Annotated in this window: 12 protein-coding genes; 1 reads left to right on the top strand and 11 read right to left on the bottom strand. The window is 72.3% G+C overall.

The window, feature by feature from the left end:
* The first annotated feature begins 39 nt into the window (after window positions 1-39).
* Window positions 40-1602, top strand: a complete 1563-nt coding sequence (locus tag ACFVGS_RS10235; protein WP_384416654.1) for a hypothetical protein — start codon at window positions 40-42, stop codon at window positions 1600-1602.
* A gap of 181 nt (window positions 1603-1783) precedes the next feature.
* On the opposite strand, the gene obgE is transcribed toward ACFVGS_RS10235, so the two are convergent.
* From obgE to mrdA, 11 genes are all read right to left on the bottom strand, one after another.
* A complete protein-coding gene (obgE, locus tag ACFVGS_RS10230; protein ID WP_384416651.1) occupies window positions 1784-3223 on the bottom strand; it encodes a GTPase ObgE in 1440 nt (479 codons plus the stop codon).
* A 113-nt stretch (window positions 3224-3336) separates the two neighbouring features.
* Entirely contained in the window at window positions 3337-3591 is a 255-nt protein-coding gene (gene rpmA / locus ACFVGS_RS10225) for a 50S ribosomal protein L27 (protein WP_010476314.1), read from the bottom strand.
* A gap of 14 nt (window positions 3592-3605) precedes the next feature.
* Window positions 3606-3926: a 50S ribosomal protein L21 gene (gene rplU / locus ACFVGS_RS10220; protein WP_265862363.1), complete on the bottom strand. Its 321-nt coding sequence runs from the start codon at window positions 3924-3926 to the stop codon at window positions 3606-3608.
* Between the two features lie 186 nt (window positions 3927-4112).
* A complete protein-coding gene (gene galU / locus ACFVGS_RS10215) occupies window positions 4113-5051 on the bottom strand; it encodes a UTP--glucose-1-phosphate uridylyltransferase GalU (RefSeq protein WP_385692143.1) in 939 nt (312 codons plus the stop codon).
* Window positions 5052-5142: 91 nt separating this feature from the next.
* Window positions 5143-8925, bottom strand: a complete 3783-nt coding sequence (locus ACFVGS_RS10210; protein WP_385692141.1) for an Rne/Rng family ribonuclease — start codon at window positions 8923-8925, stop codon at window positions 5143-5145.
* 235 nt (window positions 8926-9160) lie between these two features.
* Window positions 9161-9952 (bottom strand): TIGR03936 family radical SAM-associated protein, encoded by a 792-nt coding sequence (locus ACFVGS_RS10205; RefSeq protein ID WP_384416643.1) that lies wholly within the window; start codon window positions 9950-9952, stop codon window positions 9161-9163.
* A 125-nt stretch (window positions 9953-10077) separates the two neighbouring features.
* The gene (locus ACFVGS_RS10200) at window positions 10078-11562 is read right to left on the bottom strand and encodes a hypothetical protein (protein ID WP_385692139.1); all 1485 of its coding nucleotides are present in this window, start codon (window positions 11560-11562) and stop codon (window positions 10078-10080) included.
* Between the two features lie 72 nt (window positions 11563-11634).
* Window positions 11635-13566 (bottom strand): TIGR03960 family B12-binding radical SAM protein, encoded by a 1932-nt coding sequence (locus ACFVGS_RS10195; RefSeq protein ID WP_384421630.1) that lies wholly within the window; start codon window positions 13564-13566, stop codon window positions 11635-11637.
* A gap of 52 nt (window positions 13567-13618) precedes the next feature.
* Window positions 13619-15169 carry a CHAD domain-containing protein gene (locus ACFVGS_RS10190; RefSeq protein ID WP_385692136.1) on the bottom strand — a complete coding sequence of 517 codons (1551 nt, stop codon included), beginning with the start codon at window positions 15167-15169 and terminating at the stop codon, window positions 13619-13621.
* A gap of 44 nt (window positions 15170-15213) precedes the next feature.
* Entirely contained in the window at window positions 15214-16413 is a 1200-nt protein-coding gene (rodA, locus tag ACFVGS_RS10185; protein ID WP_384421634.1) for a rod shape-determining protein RodA, read from the bottom strand.
* Window positions 16414-16416: 3 nt separating this feature from the next.
* Window positions 16417-18612, bottom strand: coding sequence for a penicillin-binding protein 2 (mrdA, locus tag ACFVGS_RS10180; RefSeq protein WP_384421636.1), 2196 nt, complete (start codon window positions 18610-18612; stop codon window positions 16417-16419).
* Window positions 18613-18618: the final 6 nt, after the last annotated feature.

Raw genomic sequence — 18618 nt, 5'->3', positions numbered from 1 at the left:
CCGGCTAACCTGTTCGACTGTCCCGACCGTCCATCCACGATGCCCAGCGGAGCCGAGTTGAAACTCCCGCGCAACGCCTTTCTCAGCAAGCAGTGGGAGAGAATCCCGGAGAAGCGCCGACTGCCCTTCGCGGTCTACGCCACGACGCAGATTCTCTTCCTGCTGTGGTGGGCGGCGTTCTTCCCCGGCGCCCTGAGCTACGACTCGATCACCTACGTGTGGCACGTCACCACCGACAACTGGATGTCGAACCACTCCGTGGTCTACGACTCCCTGGTGTGGCTGGCGCTCAACACCACCGGTGATCTGTGGATCCTGACGCTGGCCCAGACGGTCGCCATGTCGGCGACGCTCGCCTACTGCGCCGTCACCCTGCGGAAGTGGGGTGTACGGCAGCGGTGGGCGGCCGTCGCCGCGTGCGTGCCGGCGCTGCTGCCGCCGACCGCCGTCTTCGTCGTCTTCGTGTGGAAGGACGTGCCGTTCGTCATCGGTTCGATCCTCGCCTTCGGCGCGGCGGGCCGGCTGGCGGCGCGGCGGGCCCGCGGCCGTCAGACCGTCCGGGACCGGGACTTCTACCGCACCGTCGCGCTGCTCTTCACGGGCTTCCTCGCGATGGCGCTGTTCCGCAACAACGGCATGCTGGTCGCCGTCATCGCGGCGCCGATCCTGCTGATCGCGCTGCCGTCGATGCGGCGGTGGGTGCTCGCGGCGACCGCCGTGCCGGTGCTGATCTTCGGCCTGCTGACCAGCGTGGTCTACCCGGCGGCCGGGGTGAAGTCCCCGCCGAAGGACGCGGTGTACGCCTTCTTCTACGCGGACATCGCCGTGGCGTACGGGCAGCGCCCGGGCTTCTTCACCAAGGAGGACAAGGCGCTGATGTCCAGCATCGCGCCGCTGTCCCACTGGAAGGGCCGCGCGGCCAACTGCTACAACGCCGACTGGGCGATGGAGTCCCCGCCGATGAACCGGCCGCTCGCGGCCGAGCGCAACGACGAGCTGATGGCCCTGTGGAAGCGGGTCATGAAGCGCACTCCCGACCTGGTCATCGGTGCGCGGGTGTGCCGGGCGCACATCGCGTGGGCGGTCTTCCCGGGCCCGAAGGAGCTGCGGGCGAACACGCTGCTGAGCGACCCGCAGACCTCCAAGACGCTGTTCAGCTACCTCAAGTGGAACGAGGACATCAAGCACAGCGAGTACCGCCCGAAGCTGAAGATCCGCCCGCTGTCGGAGCCGCTGCACAAGGTCGCGGACTTCTCCTGGCGCGCGTTCAAGGTGCCGCAGCTGCAGTGGCTGCTGTTCCGCGGGGCGATCTGGTGCTACGCGACGTACGCGATCGTGCTGCTGTTCCGCCGCCGCACCAAGCTGAAGGGCACGATGGCGCTGCTGTCGGTCACGCTGGGCCTCCAGCTGACGGTCCTCGCGGCGAACCCGGCGCCGCTGTGGCGCTACATGATCGGCCCGATCTTCATCGGCATCCTGATCCTCCCGCTGCTCCGCGCGAAGCCCGGCTTCGGCCCGCACCCGGACCAGGAACCGACCAGGCCGACCGAGTCCGAGAAGCAGGACTCCGACCCGGAACCGGAACCGGCTCCGGTGGCCTGACGGACACGTGAAAGGGGCCCGGCCTCCTCGCAAGAGGAGGCCGGGCCCCTTTCGTGTACGCGCGGAAGACCACGCGGCCGACGCACTCGGGCCCCCGGCCCGGACGAAGAGTCCGAACCAGGGGCCCGAGTGCGTGTGCGCTGTGGTGCCGGGACCGCTGACGGCGGCCCCTGAATGCCCGCTAGAACGGGTTGAACTCGTCGAACTCCCGCTGCGCCTCGTCGTGCTCCGCCTGCCGGTCGCGGCGGCGCTGGGCGGCGGGGCGCGGGGCCTCCAGGCGGTGGTCCTCGCCTCGGCGGCCCAGCATTTCGGCGCCGGCCATCACCGTGGGCTCCCAGTCGAAGACGACCGCGTTCTCCTCGGAGCCGATCGCGACGCCGTCACCGGCGCGGGCGCCGGCCTTCATCAGCTCGTCCTCGACGCCGAGGCGGTTGAGGCGGTCGGCGAGGTAGCCGACGGCCTCGTCGTTGTTGAAGTCGGTCTGCCGGACCCAGCGCTCGGGCTTCTCGCCGCGCACGCGGTACACGTCCTCGTGCTCGTCGTACGTGACGGTGAAGCCGGCGTCGTCGACCGCCTTCGGGCGGATGACGATACGGGTCGCCTCCTCCTTCGGCTTGGCCGCGCGGGCCTTCGCGACGATGTCGGCGAGCGCGAAGGAGAGCTCCTTGAGGCCCGTACGGGCGACCGCGGAGACCTCGAAGACGCGATAGCCGCGCTGCTCCAGGTCCGGGCGGATCATGTCCGCGAGGTCCTGGCCGTCCGGGATGTCGATCTTGTTGAGGACGACGATGCGCGGGCGGTCGTCGAGGCCGCCGTACTGCTTCAGCTCCTCCTCGATGACGTCGAGGTCGGTGACCGGGTCGCGGTCGGACTCCAGCGTCGCCGTGTCCAGGACGTGCACCAGGACCGAGCAGCGCTCGACGTGGCGCAGGAACTCCAGGCCCAGGCCGCGGCCCTGGCTGGCGCCGGGGATCAGGCCGGGGACGTCGGCGATGGTGTAGACGGTCGAGCCGGCCGTGACCACGCCGAGGTTCGGGACGAGCGTCGTGAAGGGGTAGTCCGCGATCTTCGGCTTCGCGGCCGAGAGGACCGAGATCAGCGAGGACTTGCCGGCGCTCGGGTAGCCGACGAGCGCCACGTCGGCGACCGTCTTGAGCTCCAGGACGATGTCCTGGAGGTCGCCGGGCTCGCCGAGCAGCGCGAAGCCGGGCGCCTTGCGCCGGGCGGAGGCCAGCGCCGCGTTGCCGAGGCCGCCGCGGCCGCCCTGGGCGGCGACGTAGGTGGTGCCCTCGCCGACCAGGTCGGCGAGCACGTTCCCCTTCTTGTCGAGGACGACGGTGCCGTCGGGCACGGTCAGGACCAGGTCCTGGCCGTCCTTGCCGGAGCGGTTGCCGCCCTCGCCGGGCTTGCCGTTGGTCGCCTTGCGGTGCGGCGAGTGGTGGTACTCGAGGAGGGTGGTGACGGACTGGTCGACGACCAGGATCACGTCACCGCCGCGGCCGCCGTTGCCGCCGTCCGGGCCGCCGAGCGGCTTGAACTTCTCCCGGTGGACGGAGGCGCAGCCGTGGCCTCCGTTACCCGCGGCGACGTGCAGCTCGACGCGGTCCACGAAGGTGGTCATGGTTGTGCCTCCAGAGAGCTAAAGCTATGGGTGGGAATGTCTATCTAGTAACACGCGAAAGGCGGACCCGCTTCCCATCCGGGAAGTGAGGTCCGCCTCCGCAAAGTGTCCGATCAGGCGACCGGAACGATGTTCACGACCTTGCGGCCACGGAAGGTGCCGAACTGCACCGAACCGGCCTGCAGGGCGAACAGCGTGTCGTCGCCGCCACGGCCGACGCCCGCGCCCGGGTGGAAGTGGGTGCCGCGCTGGCGGACCAGGATCTCACCCGCGTTGACGACCTGACCGCCGAAGCGCTTCACGCCGAGCCGCTGGGCGTTGGAGTCGCGACCGTTCCGGGTGGACGATGCGCCCTTCTTGTGTGCCATTGCTCAGTCCCTCTTTACTTCGCGGCCGTCGGGATGGACGTGACCTTGATCGCCGTGTACTGCTGACGGTGACCCTGGCGACGGCGGTAGCCGGTCTTGTTCTTGTAGCGCAGGATGTCGATCTTGGCGCCCTTGGTGTGGTCCACGACCTCGGCCTGGACCTTGATGCCCGCCAGGACCCACGGGTCGCTGGTCACGGCGTCGCCGTCGACGACGAGCAGGGTCGAGAGCTCGACCGTGTCGCCAGCCTTGGCGGTGGAAATCTTGTCAACCTCAACGATGTCGCCGACAGCAACCTTGTGCTGGCGACCACCGCTGCGCACGATGGCGTACACGCGGATCTCTCTCTCACTCGGTAACGGGACCTCTGACGCCAGCCGCCCACGCGCGGGCCTGGGGCCTGCGACTGTCCGGGATCGGGCGAGCGGCCTCTCCCGGAGAACCGGGAGGGAGGTGCTCAGAGGCGCGGCGTATCAGTCGACACGCCGACGGTCTAGGTTACGGGCGGGTCCCGTAGGGGGTCAAATCCCGGAGGTTTCGGCGGTCTCGGCGGTCTCGGCGGTCTCGGCGACGAAGGCCTTGAGCCAGGCGCGGAAGTCCGGGCCGAGGTCCTCGCGCTCGCAGGCGAGGCGGACGATGGCCCGCAGGTAGTCGCCGCGGTCGCCGGTGTCGTACCGGCGGCCCTTGAAGACCACGCCGTGCACCGGGCCGCCGAGCTGCTCATCGGCCGCCATCTTCTGCAGCGCGTCGGTGAGCTGGATCTCGCCGCCGCGGCCCGGCTCGGTCTCGCTCAGCACGCCGAAGACGGCCGGGTCGAGGACGTAACGGCCGATGATCGCGTAGTTGCTGGGCGCCTCGGACGGGTCCGGCTTCTCGACGAGGCCGGTGATGCGCACGACGTCGGCGTCGGCGGCCGGCTCGACGGCGGCGCAGCCGTAGAGGTGGATCTGGGCCGGGTCGACCTCCATGAGGGCGACGACGCTGCCGCCGTGCTCGCCGAGGACCTCCAGCATGCGGGCCAGCAGCGGGTCGCGCGGGTCGATCAGGTCGTCGCCGAGGAGCACGGCGAAGGGCTCGTCGCCGACGTGCGGCTGCGCGCAGAGGACCGCGTGGCCGAGGCCCCGGGGGTCGCCCTGGCGCACGTAGTGCATGGTGGCCAGCTCGCTGGACTCCTGGACCCGCGCCAGGCGCTCCTCGTCGCCCTTGCGGACCAGCGCCTCCTCCAGCTCGTAGTTCCGGTCGAAGTGGTCCTCGAGCGGGCGCTTGTTGCGGCCCGTGATCATCAGGACGTCCGACAGCCCGGCCGAGACGGCCTCCTCCACGACGTACTGGATCGCCGGCTTGTCGACGACCGGCAGCATCTCCTTCGGCGTCGCCTTGGTGGCCGGCAGGAAGCGCGTGCCGAGGCCGGCGGCGGGGATGACCGCCTTGCGCACGCGGGGAGCGGGGGTGTTGTTCATCGGGCTGGTTCCTGGTTCCGATCCTGGGTCAATGCCGTGTGGACCGCCCTCGGCGGGAGGACGGTCCACACGGGTCGCGTCGGGGACTGGGTCAGTCCTGCGCGGGGGCGGCGGTCTTCTTGGCGGCCGCCTTCTTGGCGGTCGTCTTCTTCGCCGCGGTCTTCTTGGCCGCCGTCTTCTTGGTGGCGGCCTTCTTCGCGGTGGCCTTCTTGGCGGTCTTGCGGGCCGCCTTCTTGGCCGCCGGGGCGGAGGCCTCGGCGGCCTCCTCCGCGGGCTCGGAACCGGACTCCGCCGGCTCGGCTGCCGGGGCGGCGGACGCCACGACGACCACGGCCGCCTCCTCCGACCCGGTCGGCGAACCGGCCGGGGCGGTGGCCTTGCGGACCACCCGGCGGCGCGCCCGCGGCGGGGCGGCCACGGGGGCCTCCTCGACGGCCGGCTCCACGGCGGGGGCCTCGACGACGGCCGGGGACTCCTCGACGACGGCCGTCTCGACCGCCGCCTCGGCGACGGGCTCGGCGGTGGCGGTCACCGGGGCCGTGGCCTTGCGGGTGGCGCGGCGGCGGGTGCGCGGCGCCGGGGCCTCCTCGACGGCGGGCTCGGCCGCGGGGGCCTCGGCGACCGGGGCCGGGGCCTCGGTCCGCGGCTTCTCCTCGGCCTTCGCCTTCGACTCCGGTACGACGACCTCGAAGGTCTCCGTCTCGGTCACCGCCGGCGAGGCGGCGGGCGCCGACACCCGGCGGGTCGCCCGGCGACGGCCACGGCCGCGCGCGGCGGCCGCCTCGGCCTCGGCGACGCTGCCGTACAGCTCCTCGTCCGGGGCGATCGGCTCGGGCAGCGCCACGGGGGCCGCGAGCTCCGCCGCGACCTCGGCCGCGGTCTCGACCTGCTCGGCCGGGGCCTCGTGGGTCTCGGCCGGGGCCTCGACGGCCTCGTGGGCGTGCTCGTGGACGTCGCCGCCGCGGCCGCGCTTCTTGGCGCGCTTGCCGCCGCCACCGCCGCCGTGCGTGGCGGGCTGCTCCATGTGGACGATGACACCGCGGCCGTTGCAGTGGACGCAGGTCTCCGAGAAGGACTCCAGGAGGCCCTGGCCGACCCGCTTGCGGGTCATCTGGACCAGGCCGAGCGAGGTGACCTCGGCCACCTGGTGCTTGGTCCGGTCCCGGCCCAGGCACTCCAGGAGGCGGCGCAGCACCAGGTCGCGGTTGGACTCCAGGACCATGTCGATGAAGTCGATGACGACGATGCCGCCGAGGTCGCGCAGGCGCAGCTGGCGGACGATCTCCTCGGCCGCTTCGAGGTTGTTCCTCGTCACGGTCTCCTCGAGGTTGCCGCCCTGACCGGTGAACTTGCCGGTGTTGACGTCGACGACGACCATCGCCTCGGTCTTGTCGATCACCAGCGAGCCGCCGGACGGCAGCCAGACCTTGCGGTCGAGCGCCTTCATCAGCTGCTCGTCGATCCGGTACGTCGCGAAGACGTCGACCTCGCTCGTCCACTTGGACAGGCGGTCGGTCAGGTCCGGGGCGACGTGGCTGACGTACCCGTGGATGGTCTCCCACGCGTCGTCACCGCTGACGATGACCTTGGAGAAGTCCTCGTTGAAGATGTCGCGGACGACCCGGACCGTCATGTCCGGCTCGCCGTAGAGAAGGGTCGGCGCGTTGCCGCTCTTCGCCTTCTTCTGGATGTCCTCCCACTGCGCCTGCAGCCGCTCGACGTCGCGGCGCAGCTCGTCCTCGCTCGCGCCCTCGGCGGCGGTGCGCACGATGACGCCCGCGTCCTCGGGGACGATCTTCTTGAGGATGGTCTTCAGGCGGGCGCGCTCGGTGTCCGGGAGCTTGCGGCTGATGCCGGTCATCGAGCCCTCGGGCACGTACACGAGGTAGCGGCCCGGGAGGGAGACCTGGCTGGTCAGGCGGGCGCCCTTGTGGCCGATCGGGTCCTTCGTCACCTGGACGAGGACGGACTGGCCGGACTTGAGGGCGCTCTCGATGCGGCGCGGCCCGTTGGCCATGCCGAGCGCCTCGAAGTTGACCTCGCCGGCGTACAGGACGGCGTTGCGGCCCTTGCCGATGTCGACGAAGGCGGCCTCCATGGACGGCAGCACGTTCTGGACCTTGCCCAGGTAGACGTTGCCGACGTAGGAGGTGGCCTGCTCCTTGTTGACGTAGTGCTCGACGAGCACGTTGTCCTCGAGGACGCCGATCTGGGTGCGCTCGCCGTTCTGGCGGACGACCATCACGCGCTCGACGGCCTCGCGGCGGGCGAGGAACTCGGCCTCGGTGATGATCGGGACGCGGCGGCGGCCCTGCTCGCGGCCCTCGCGGCGGCGCTGCTTCTTGGCCTCCAGACGGGTCGAGCCCTTGATGGACTGCACCTCGTCCGACGGCTCGGCCTTCTCGCGGGCCGGGCGCGGCTCGCGGACCTTGACGACGGTGCGGACGCCGTCCTCGTCGGTGGTCTCGGCCTCGCCGGCGGCGTCACCGCTGCGGCGACGGCGGCGGCGACGGCGACGGGAGCTGCTGGAGCCGGCGGCCTCGGCCTCGTCGGCCTCCTCCGGCTCCTCCTCGCCCTCGGCCTCCTCGGCGTGGAACTCCTCGCCCTCGTCCTCGGTCTCCTCGACCTCGGCGAGCTCGCCGCGGCGACGGCGACGGCCGCCACGACGGCGACGGCGGGACGGACGGTCCTCGTACTCGTCGCCCTCCTCGGCCTCGGCCTCGGCCTCCGCCTCCGCCTCGGGGGTGGACTCGACCTCGGGCTCGTCGGCGACGGTGGCCGGGACGGGCTCGACGGCGACCGGCTCGCCACGGCGACGGCGGCGACGGCGGGCGCGGGGCGACTCCTCGGCCTCGACGGCCTCGACCGTCTCGACGGCCTCGGCGGTCTCCTCCTCCGGCTCCTCCTCCTCAGTGACCTCGGCCGCGGCCATGGCCGCGGCGGTCTCCGGGGTCTGGAACATGGGCTCGGTGAAGACCGGGGCCTGGAAGACGGCGACGGCCGGCCGGGCGGCACGGCGGGAGCGCGGCGCCTCCTCGGCCTCGGACGGCTCGGCGGTGAACTGCGGCGAGGTGGCGCGGCGGCGGGAGCGACCGCGGGTGGCGGCCTGCTCGGCGGCGGCGACCTCGACGGCGTGCGAGGCGATCTCCTCGACGGTGTCCGCGGGCAGCGCCTCGCCGGAGGACTCCGCGGCGAGCTCGGCGGCGACGTCGGGGGTCACCTCGGGCGCGCCGGTCTTACGGGTGGCCCGGCGGCGGGTACGCGGCGCGGGGGCGGCCTCGGCGGCCGGGGCCTCCGCGGCGGGGGTCTCGGCGACGGGCTCCGCGGCCGGGGCCTCGGCCTCGGCCTGGACCGGCTCCGGGGACGTCACGGCGCGCGTGGCGCGGCGACGGGTACGACGGGCCGGGGCGGCCTCCTCGGCCACGGGCTCCTCGGCGGGGGCCTCGGTCTCGGCGGCGGGCTCCTCGGCGGCGGTCTCGGCCTCGGCCTGGACCGGCTCCGGGGACGTCACGGCGCGGGTCGCGCGACGGCGGGTACGACGGGCCGGGGCGGCCTCTGCGGCCGGCTCCTCGGCGACCGGGGCGGCCTCGGCGGCCGGCTCCTCGGCAGGGGCCTCGGCCTGCACCGGCTCCGGAGCGGGCGCGGTGGCCTTGCGGGTGGCGCGGCGGCGCGGACGCGCGGGCGCCGGCTCCTCGGCGGGCGTCTCGGTGACCGGGGCGGGGGCCTCTGCGGCCGCGGCGGCGGTCTCGGCGGTGTCGGCGCTTCCGGCCGTCACCGGCGGGCCGGCCGGCCGGGAAGCGGCACGCCGCCGACGGCGCGGCGGCAGCTTGTCACCGGGTGCGTTGTTCTCGTTCTCTTCGGGCTGTTCGAGCATGCGGGCGGTTCTCCCGTCACGCTCCCGGGCGCCGCGCCTGGTTCCGGTCCGGCGGCACGGACGCGCGTGAAGCGCGGTGCCGCCGCCCGGGGCGCGGGCGCCGCACGGGAGCTTCAGTGTCTGGCTCGCCGGTTCCGTACGCCCTGTGCGGACGGCCTGGCGAAAGTCTCCTGGTCAGTGCGCTGCCCGACCCAGGTGGCTCCCGAGTCCAGGGTGGCGCTGCGACGACCGGTCCTTACGCGGTGCCCGCACCTGGCGCCGTCGCAGAAGCGGTCGCGGCGGCCGTGGGTGGAGCGGCCGTGACTGCCTCGCGGTCGGGCGCGAGCGGGTCGGTCACCGTGCCGGACTCCTCGTCGAAGAGCCCCTGCGCCAGCCTGGTCACCGCAGCGGGGACCGGCGGCGCCAGGTCGGCCACAGCTCGGAGACCGGACAGGACGTCGTCGGGTCGTACGGCAGGTGTCACGTGCCGAACAACCAGCCGCAGTATCGCACAGGCGCTGTCCAGCGGCCTATCACCCTGGGGATCGCCCTGGGCGGGGGCCGCGGTCAGCTCCACGACGGCACCGCGGGTGTCGAAGGTGCGCAGACCGTTCTTGGTCTTGCGCTGTACTTCCACGGTCTCGGCCGCGAGAAACGCGTCGACGGCCTTGCGGGCCGTGGCGACGTCGACGCCGTCGAGCCGCAGCTCCCACACGGAGGCGGTGAGCCGGTCGGCGAGGCCGGAGGTCCGGGCCTCGACGGCGTCGACGATGTCGAGACCGTTCGGCATCGACTCGTCGAGCATGGCTCGCAGCGTCTCCGGATCACGGGACTCGGTGAGCGCGATCTCCAGGTATTCGGCCTCGGAGCCCGTACCCGTAGGGGCGGCGTTGGCGTACGACACCTTGGGGTGCGGGGTGAACCCGGCCGAGTACGCCATGGGCACCTCGGCACGGCGCAGCGCACGCTCGAAAGCGCGCTGGAAGTCACGGTGGCTGGTGAACCGGAGGCGGCCGCGCTTGGTGTAGCGCAGTCGGATGCGCTGCACCGCCGGTGCGGGCGGCGGGCCTTCGGGCTGTCGCTTGCCCAGTGGTTCTTCTCCTCGGTGCGGGGCGGGCGCGGCCGTCCGCGCCGCCCTCGAAATGCGGGTGTGCCCTGGGGGACCCGCCCGGCTCACCCCCGCTTCTGGAGGGAGATCTCGGGTGCGGGCGCCGCGCCGGGGACGTTCGTTGTACTACCCAGAGTACGCGCCCCCGCCACCTGCGGTTCCCCGGCCTCGTCCGTCCCGCTCCCGCCGATCAGCGCGCGCCAGGCATCGCGGCGGGCCTGCCGGACGGTGTCGCGGGCGGAGGCGAGGGCCGCGCGCGCCGCCTGCCGGGCCTCGACGGCGGCCCTGCGGGCCGGGTTCCAGACGGCGTCCCGCACCCAGTGGCCGACGGGGGTGCAGACTTCGCGGTAGACCCAGGCGGCGGGGCGGCGGACCAGGTTGCGGGCGAGCCAGGAGAACGGCCGGGCGACCAGGTTGCGGGCCGCCCACACCAGCGGCCGGGCGACCAGGTTGCGGGCCAGCCAGGCGATGCCGCGGCCCATGGCCCGGGAGAGGTAGCCGGCGGTCCGCCAGCAGATGGCGAGCGCGTCGCGGATCTCACGGCCGAGGGGCGTGAGGACCCGCTGCCACAGCCAGACCGCCGGACGGGCGATCCCGTAGGTGACGACGGGCACGACCAGGTACCGCCACAGTGCGGTGAACGGCCACACCAGGGCCCTGGCCAGCAGCACCGCGCCGGCCGCGAGGCCGCGGCCGAGAGCCGTGAGGACCCAGGTCAGCCCGCGCCACACGCCCGTGAACGCCCAGGCGAGGGCGCGCCCCGAACGGGTGAGCAGCAGGCCGGCCGCGCGGCCCACCGGGACGAGCACCGAGCGGTACAGCCATCCGGCGGGCGCCACCACGCCGTACCGGACGACGGGCACGACGACGTACCGCCAGAGGGCGAGGAGCGGCCATGCGAGGGCCCTGCCGAGCAGCCCGCCGACGGCGGCGAGGCCCCGGCCGAGCCGGGTGAAGACCCAGGCGAGGCCACGCCCGATGCCGGTGAACACCCAGGCGAGCCCGCGCCAGAGGCGCTCGGCGCCCCAGGCCAGCACTCGCCACAGCCCGCCGAAGAACCAGGCCAGACCCCGGCCCACGCCCGTCCCGGCCCAGGCGAGCCCGCGCCAGACGCGCTCGGCGCCCCAGGCCAGCACCCTCCAGAGCCCGCCGAAGAACCAGGCCAGACCCCGCCACAGCCCGCCGAACACCCACGCCAGGCCCCGGCCGACGCCCGTGCCGGCCCAGGCGACGAGCCGCCACGCGCCGCCGAGGAACCAGCCGAGCCCGCGGCCGACGGCCCGCGCCGCCCGGGTCACGGCGCGCCCCGCCGGGGCCAGCACCCGGTGCCCGAGCCAGCGGGCGGGGCGGCGCACCGTGCGGTCGTAGAGCCAGGCGAGACCGCGGCCCGTCGGACGGAGCAGGGCGCGGTCGAGGAAGCGGCCGCCGGCCTTGAGCGCGTCCCAGGTCATGCGGACCGGCAGGACGAGGAGCAGCACGACGATCCGCACCGGGATGCGGATCAGGGCGTGCGGGGCGGGCGGGACCGGCGCCGGGTTTTCCGTGCTCATGACCGACAGGACGCCGACGGCCCGGCGGAGGGTTCACCCTCCGCCGGGCCGTCACCCGACTGATACGCGGGACTACTTGTTCACGACCGACAGCGGCAGCAGCTTCTTGCCGGTCGGGCCGATCTGGATGTGCGTGTCCATCTGCGGGCAGACGCCGCAGTCGAAGCACGGGGTCCAGCGGCAGTCCTCGACCTCGGTCTCGTCGAGGGCGTCCTGCCAGTCCTCCCAGAGCCAGTCCTTGTCGAGACCGGAGTCCAGGTGGTCCCAGGGCAGGACCTCCTCGTAGGTGCGCTCGCGGGTGGTGTACCAGGCGACGTCCACGCCGAACTCGGGCAGCGTCTTCTCGGCGCACGCCATCCAGCGGTCGTACGAGAAGTGCTCGCGCCAGCCGTCGAAGCGGCCGCCGTCCTCGTACACCGCGCGGATGACCGCGCCGACGCGGCGGTCGCCGCGCGACAGCAGGCCCTCGACGATGCCGGGCTTGCCGTCGTGGTAGCGGAAGCCGATCGAGCGGCCGTACTTCTTGTCGCCGCGGATCTTGTCCCGGAGCTTCGCCAGGCGCTCGTCGGTCTCCTCCGCGGAGAGCTGCGGGGCCCACTGGAACGGGGTGTGGGGCTTCGGGACGAAGCCGCCGATGGAGACGGTGCAGCGGATGTCGTTCTGGCCGGAGACCTTGCGGCCCTCGGCGATCACGTTCATCGCCATGTCGGCGATCTGGAGGACGTCCTCGTCGGTCTCCGTCGGCAGGCCGCACATGAAGTACAGCTTCACCTGGCGCCAGCCGTTGCCGTACGCGGTGGAGACCGTCCGGATCAGGTCCTCCTCCGAGACCATCTTGTTGATGACCTTGCGCATGCGCTCGGAGCCGCCCTCGGGGGCGAAGGTCAGACCGGAGCGGCGGCCGTTGCGGGTCAGCTCGTTGGCCAGGTCGACGTTGAACGCGTCGACACGGGTCGACGGCAGCGACAGGCCGACCTTGTCGTCCTCGTAGCGGTCGGCGAGGCCCTTGGCGATGTCACCGATCTCGGAGTGGTCCGCGGAGGACAGGGAGAGGAGGCCGACCTCCTCGAAGCCGGTGGCCTTCAGACCGCGTTCCACCATCTCGCCGATGCCGGTGATGCTTCGCTCCCGCACGGGGCGCGTGATCATGCCGGCCTGGCAGAAGCGGCAGCCGCGGGTGCAGCCGCGGAAGATCTCGACGGACATCCGCTCGTGGACGGTCTCGGCGAGCGGGACGAGCGGCTGCTTGGGGTAGGGCCACTCGTCGAGGTCCATGACGGTGTGCTTGGAGACGCGCCACGGCACGCCGGACTTGTTGGGGACGACGCGGCCGATACGGCCGTCCGGCAGGTACTCGACGTCGTAGAAGCGCGGGATGTACACGCCGCCGGTCTTGGCGAGGCGGAAGAGGACCTCCTCGCGGCCGCCCGGGCGGCCCTCCGCCTTCCACTGCCGGATGATCTCGGTCATGTCGAGCACGGCCTGCTCGCCGTCGCCGATGACCGCCGCGTCGATGAAGTCGGCGATGGGCTCGGGGTTGAAGGCGGCGTGGCCGCCGGCGAGCACGATCGGGTGGTCGACGGTGCGGTCCTTCGACTCCAGCGGGATGCCGGCGAGGTCGAGGGCGGTGAGCATGTTGGTGTAGCCCAGCTCGGTGGAGAAGCTGAGGCCGAAGACGTCGAAGGCGCCGACGGGGCGGTGGCTGTCCACGGTGAACTGGGGCACGTCGTGCTCGCGCATCAGCTCTTCGAGGTCCGGCCAGACGCTGTAGGTGCGCTCGGCGAGGACGCCCTCGCGCTCGTTCAGTACCTCGTAGAGGATCATGACGCCCTGGTTGGGCAGGCCGACCTCGTACGCGTCCGGGTACATCAGCGCCCAGCGGACGTCGGCGGACTCCCACGGCTTGACCGTGGAGTTCAGCTCTCCACCGACGTACTGAATCGGCTTCTGCACGTGCGGGAGCAGAGCTTCGAGCTGCGGGAAGACAGACTCGGCAGCAGACATCTCGAACCTTCGTGAGCTGGCAGGGGGGCGACTCTCAAGCGTACCCCGGTGCTCAGTGGCTCAGCGCCGCCCTGATTTTCCGCGCCGAGGCCCGCTTCCAGAGGTCCTGGAGCTCGCGCTGCAGGGCCTCGCCGGCGGCGGCCTCGCGTTCGTGGAGGACGCCCCATGTGAAGGCTGACTCGCCGGCCGCGTGGGCCCGGTCGGCGAGGTCGCGCAGGGCGGTGCGGGCGACGACACTGTCCTGGTGGTCGCCGAGGCAGCTCTGGACGGCCTTGATGCGTTTCGCGAAGCGCTTGGCCGGCTTGCCGAGGCTCGGTACGGCGGCGTCGCCGGCGTAGCGGGCGCGCTTGGCGGCCTTGCGGGCCTCGTGGAGGGCGAGGTCGCGGTCGTGGCCGGGGTCGAGGTCGAGGGCGTGGCCGACGCGGCGGGAGAGGCGGCGGTAGTCGCGGCGGATGGCCTTGGGCAGCACCTTGGTCGCCTTCTTGCCGGCGTCGGGGAGCAGGGGCGGGTCGGCGAGGAGGGCGTCGAGGCGGTCGAGGAGTGCCAGGTGGCGGGCGGAGTCGAGGGCGTCGAGGGTGTGGCGCCGGGCGTCGCCGGCCTTGGCCGCGCTCCAGGCGCGCAGCCTCCCGCGTACGGGGCCGACGACCAGCTCGTGCGGCAGGGCGTCGAGCGCGGCGTGCAGGTGGGCGTCCAGCACCTCCAGGTCACGGGCCTGGCCGAGCTCTCCGGCGAGCCATTTCAGCTCCTCGCCGACCGGGTCGGTGACGGTCCGGTCGAGCACCTTCTTGTACGTCTTGAAGGCGCTGCGCAGGCGGCGTGAGGCGACCCGCATCTGGTGCACGCCGTCGGGGAGGTCCCGCCGCACGGCGGGGTCGAGCGCGACGAGCGCGTCGGCCTGCTCGCGCACGTAGGCGAGCACGGCGTGTCCGGCGGTCCCTTCGTCGCCCGCTGCTTCCCGCGCGGCGCGGCCCGTGCGGCCCTCGGTCCCCCGGGGTCGCGCGCCCGTCTCGTCCAGGGCCCTGGCCAGCTTGGAGGGGGCGTGGGACGGGTGGATGCCCGCCTTCTCCAGGTGTTTCCCGACCGCGTCGAGGACGGCCTCGTCCACGTCGTCCGCGAGTTCGACCTCGATCTCGGTCCAGGAGGTCTCGGCGCCGGTCGGGAGGTGTTCGGCGTGGACGGTGTCGACGGAGAGTTCGGCGAGGAGGGTGCCGTTCTTCGCGGTGAGGTGGCGGACGTCGCGGGAGGAGCGGAGGCGGACGACGGGGACGACCTCGTGGTGGCGGACGCGGGAACGCAGGAGCCCCGCCAGGGAGCTCGGGAGGCTCTCCGAGAGCGGGGCTCTGATCTCGTCGCGGATTCCGGACGCGACCGGGAACTTCAGGTGCCAGCCGGCGTCCTTGCCGCCGGTGCGGCGGCGCAGGGTGAGGGAGTCGGCCGCGAGGCGCAGGTCGGGCGTGTCGTAGTAGACCGCGTCGAGTTCGGTGATGCCCTCGTCGCGGACGGCTGCCACGCCCCGGACCTTCGTGAGGTCCGGGACCGCCGTCCCCGCACCGGCCTCGTACTTCCGCTCGATCTCGCGCTTGGTCTCCGCGCTGTCCGTCATGCATCGAATCTAGACGGCCGGTGGAGGAAAGGGCAGGGGCCGGCTCAGGCCGTCATCGGTCGCTGCACCCTGATCGACTGGAGCAGTCCGATCGCCACCCACACCGCGAACATCGACGAGCCGCCGTACGAGACGAAGGGCAGCGGCAGGCCCGCGACCGGCATGATGCCGAGCGTCATCCCGATGTTCTCGAAGGACTGGAAGGCGAACCAGGCGATGATGCCGGCCGCCACGACCGTGCCGTACAGCTCGGTCGTCTCCCGGGCGATCCGGCCGGCGCGCCACAGGATCACCCCGAGCAGCGCGAGGATCAGTCCGGCGCCGACGAAGCCGAGCTCCTCCCCCGCGACGGTGTAGATGAAGTCCGTCTGCTGCTCGGGCACGAACTGGCCGGTGGTCTGGTGTCCCTTGAAGAGGCCCGCGCCGTACAGGCCGCCGGAGCCGATCGCGATGCGGGCCTGGTTGGTGTTGTAGCCGACGCCCGCCGGGTCGAGCTCGGGGTTGGCGAAGGCGGCGAAGCGGTTGATCTGGTACTCGTCGAGCATGCCGAGCGTGGTGACCAGGACCGCGCCGAGGACACCCGCGCCGATGAGGCCGAGGACCCAGCGGTTGGAGGCGCCGGAGGCGAGCAGCACGCCGAGCACGATGACCGCCATGACCATGACGGAGCCGAGGTCGGGCATCAGCATGACGATGCCCATGGGCAGGGCGGCGAGGGCGAGGGACTTCGCGACCGTGCCGTGGTCGGGGTGGATCTGGTCGCCGGCGTCGACCTTCGCGGCCAGCAGCATGGCCATCACCAGGATGATCGTGATCTTCACGAACTCGCTGGGCTGGAGCGAGAAGCCGCCGCCGATCACGATCCACGCGTGCGCGCCGTTGATGGTCGCGCCGAGCGGGGTGAGGACGGCGAGGATCAGCAGGATCGAGATGCCGTAGAGGACCGGCACGGCGCCGCGCAGGGTGCGGTGGCCGAGCCAGACCGTGCCGATCATCAGCGCGAGCCCGATGCCGGTGTTCAGGACGTGCCGGAACAGGAAGTAGTACGGGTCGCCCTGGTTCAGCTCGGTGCGCCCGCGCGTGGCGGACCAGACGAGCAGGGCGCCCAGGAGCGAGAGCGCGAGCGAGGACAGCAGGATCGGCCAGTCGAGCCGGCGCAGCACCGAGTCGCGGGCGGTGAGCCTGGCGAGGGCGCCGCGCTCGGGCGCGTAGCGGGAGACGGAGAAACTCGTGCGTGTCGTCATCGGTCAGTCCCTCAGGAAGGGGGGCGGGCCGTGGAGCGGCTCCTGTCCGCCGCGGTTCTCCTCGGCGTTCGGGTCGACCAGCTGCGACGTGGGGTCGTACGGCTTGACGGTGGGCGCCTCGATGGTGCCGTCGGGGAGGATCTTCGGCAGGGTCTTCTGCGGCTGGGGCAGCAGGGCCCGCTTGAGGTCCTGGTTGCCGGCGTCGTCGAGGCCGTAGAGGGCGTCGTAGATGTTGCGCACGGCGGGGCCGGAGGCGCCGGAGCCGGTGCCGCCCTGGGAGATCGTCATGACGATGGTGAAGTCGTCGGTGTAGGTCGCGAACCAGGAGGTGGTCTGCTTGCCGTAGACCTGGGCGGTGCCGGTCTTGGCGTGCATCGGGATCTTGTCCTGGGGCCAGCCGCCGAACCGCCAGGCGGCGGTGCCGCCGGGCTCGACGACGGAGCGCAGGCCCTTGTCGAGGTCGCGGATGGTCTGGGCGTCGACCGGCAGCCGGCCGTGGGCCTTGGGCTCGATCTCGCGGATCCTCTTGCCGTCGGGGCTGATGACGGCCTTGCCGATGGTGGGGTTGTAGAGGGTGCCGCCGTTGCTGATGGCCGCGTAGGCGGTGGCCAGCTGGATGGGGGTGATGAGGACGTCACCCTGTCCGATGGCGAAGTTGATGCTGTCGTAGGCCTTCAGCTGGTTGCCTTCGAGGCAGCTCTCGTAGGCGATCTGCTCGACGTAGCTGCCGCCCTTCTTGCCCTGCTTGCACCAGGCGTCCTTGTTGGCCTCCCAGAAGCTCTGCTTCCACTGGCGGTCCGGGATGCGGCCCTTGACCTCGTTCGGGACGTCGATGCCGGTCTCGGCGCCGAACCCGAACTCGTGGGCGGTCCGGTAGAACCAGTCCTTGGCGTCCTTCTTCGGCTTGAGGCCGCCGTCGCGGGACCACTCCTGGTGGCCCAGGCGGTAGAAGACGGTGTTGCAGGAGAACTTGAGGGCGTCGCCGAGGGTGATGGGGCCGTGGCCCTTGGACTCGAAGTTGGCGAAGCTGCGGTTGCCCATGCTGTACGAGCTGCTGCAGAGGTACTTGTCGTTGAAGTCGTTACCGGCGCGCACGGCCGCGCTCGCCGACACCACCTTGAAGACGGAGCCGGCCGGTGCCTGGCCCTGGATGGCCCGGTTGAGCAGCGGGTAGTTGGAGTCCTTGCTGGTGAGGGCGGCGTAGTCCTTGGCGGAGATGCCGCCGACCCAGGCGTTGGGGTCGTAGTCGGGCTGGGAGGCCATCGCGACGACGCGGCCGGTCTTCGACTCCATGACGACGACGGCGCCGGCGTCGGCCTCGTACCGGCGGCCGGTGATCTTGTCGGTCTCGCCGCGGACCGTCTTCATCGCCTGGGCGAGCTCGTACTCGGCGACGGCCTGCACCCGGGCGTCGATGCTGGTGACGAGGGTGGAGCCGGCCACGCCGGGGTCGGACTTCGTCTGGCCCATGACCCGGCCGAGGTTGTCCACCTCGTAGCGGGTGACGCCGGCCTGGCCGCGCAGCTCCTTGTCGTACGTGCGCTCGATGCCGGAGCGGCCCACCTGGTCGGAGCGGAGGAACGGCGAGTCCGTGTCCTTGGCCTTCGCGATCTCCTCGTCGGTGACGGGCGAGAGGTAGCCGAGGACCTGGGCGGTACGGGCCTTGCCGGGCGCCGGGTAGCGGCGCACGGCGGCGAGTTCGGCGGTGATGCCGGGGAAGTCCTCGGAGGCCTCACGGATCGTCAGCGCCTGCTGGGTGGTCGCCTCGTCGGTCACCGGGATCGGCTGGTAGGGCGAGCCGTTCCAGCAGGGCTTGGGCGTCTGCGAGTCGCAGAGCCGGATCTTGTTCATGACGTCCTGGGGCTTCATGCCGAGGACGCCGGCGAGTCGGGTGAGGACGGCCTTGCCGTCGTCCTTCATCTTCATCAGCTCGGTGCGCGAGGCGGAGACGACGAGCCGGGTCTCGTTGTCGGCGAGCGGGACGCCGCGGGCGTCGAGGATGGAGCCGCGCACGGCGGGCTGGACGACCTGCTGGATGTTGTTGCTCTTGGCCTCGTCGGCGTACTCCTTCCCGTTGCGGATCTGGAGGTACCAGAGGCGTCCGCCGAGGGTGAAGAGCAGGGAGAAGACGAGTACCTGGATGACGACGAGCCGGATCTGGACGCGGGGTGTCCGCCCGGTCTCGGGGATGTTGCTCATGCTGCC

Source organism: Streptomyces sp. NPDC127114 (genome assembly GCF_042677525.1).
Lineage (GTDB): Bacteria > Actinomycetota > Actinomycetes > Streptomycetales > Streptomycetaceae > Streptomyces.
Note: the sequence above shows the minus strand (reverse complement) of the source record. Positions and strands in the feature narration are given on the sequence as shown.

Coding starts and splice junctions, on each gene's coding strand:
- ACFVGS_RS10200 (WP_385692139.1), bottom strand. CDS start 11,562: ATGAGCACGGAAAACCCGGCGCCGGTCCCGCCCGCCCCGCACGCCCTG.
- ACFVGS_RS10235 (WP_384416654.1), top strand. CDS start 40: ATGCCCAGCGGAGCCGAGTTGAAACTCCCGCGCAACGCCTTTCTCAGC.
- galU (WP_385692143.1), bottom strand. CDS start 5,051: ATGAACAACACCCCCGCTCCCCGCGTGCGCAAGGCGGTCATCCCCGCC.
- mrdA (WP_384421636.1), bottom strand. CDS start 18,612: ATGAGCAACATCCCCGAGACCGGGCGGACACCCCGCGTCCAGATCCGG.
- rpmA (WP_010476314.1), bottom strand. CDS start 3,591: ATGGCACACAAGAAGGGCGCATCGTCCACCCGGAACGGTCGCGACTCC.
- obgE (WP_384416651.1), bottom strand. CDS start 3,223: ATGACCACCTTCGTGGACCGCGTCGAGCTGCACGTCGCCGCGGGTAAC.
- ACFVGS_RS10190 (WP_385692136.1), bottom strand. CDS start 15,169: ATGACGGACAGCGCGGAGACCAAGCGCGAGATCGAGCGGAAGTACGAG.
- ACFVGS_RS10195 (WP_384421630.1), bottom strand. CDS start 13,566: ATGTCTGCTGCCGAGTCTGTCTTCCCGCAGCTCGAAGCTCTGCTCCCG.
- ACFVGS_RS10210 (WP_385692141.1), bottom strand. CDS start 8,925: ATGCTCGAACAGCCCGAAGAGAACGAGAACAACGCACCCGGTGACAAG.
- rodA (WP_384421634.1), bottom strand. CDS start 16,413: ATGACGACACGCACGAGTTTCTCCGTCTCCCGCTACGCGCCCGAGCGC.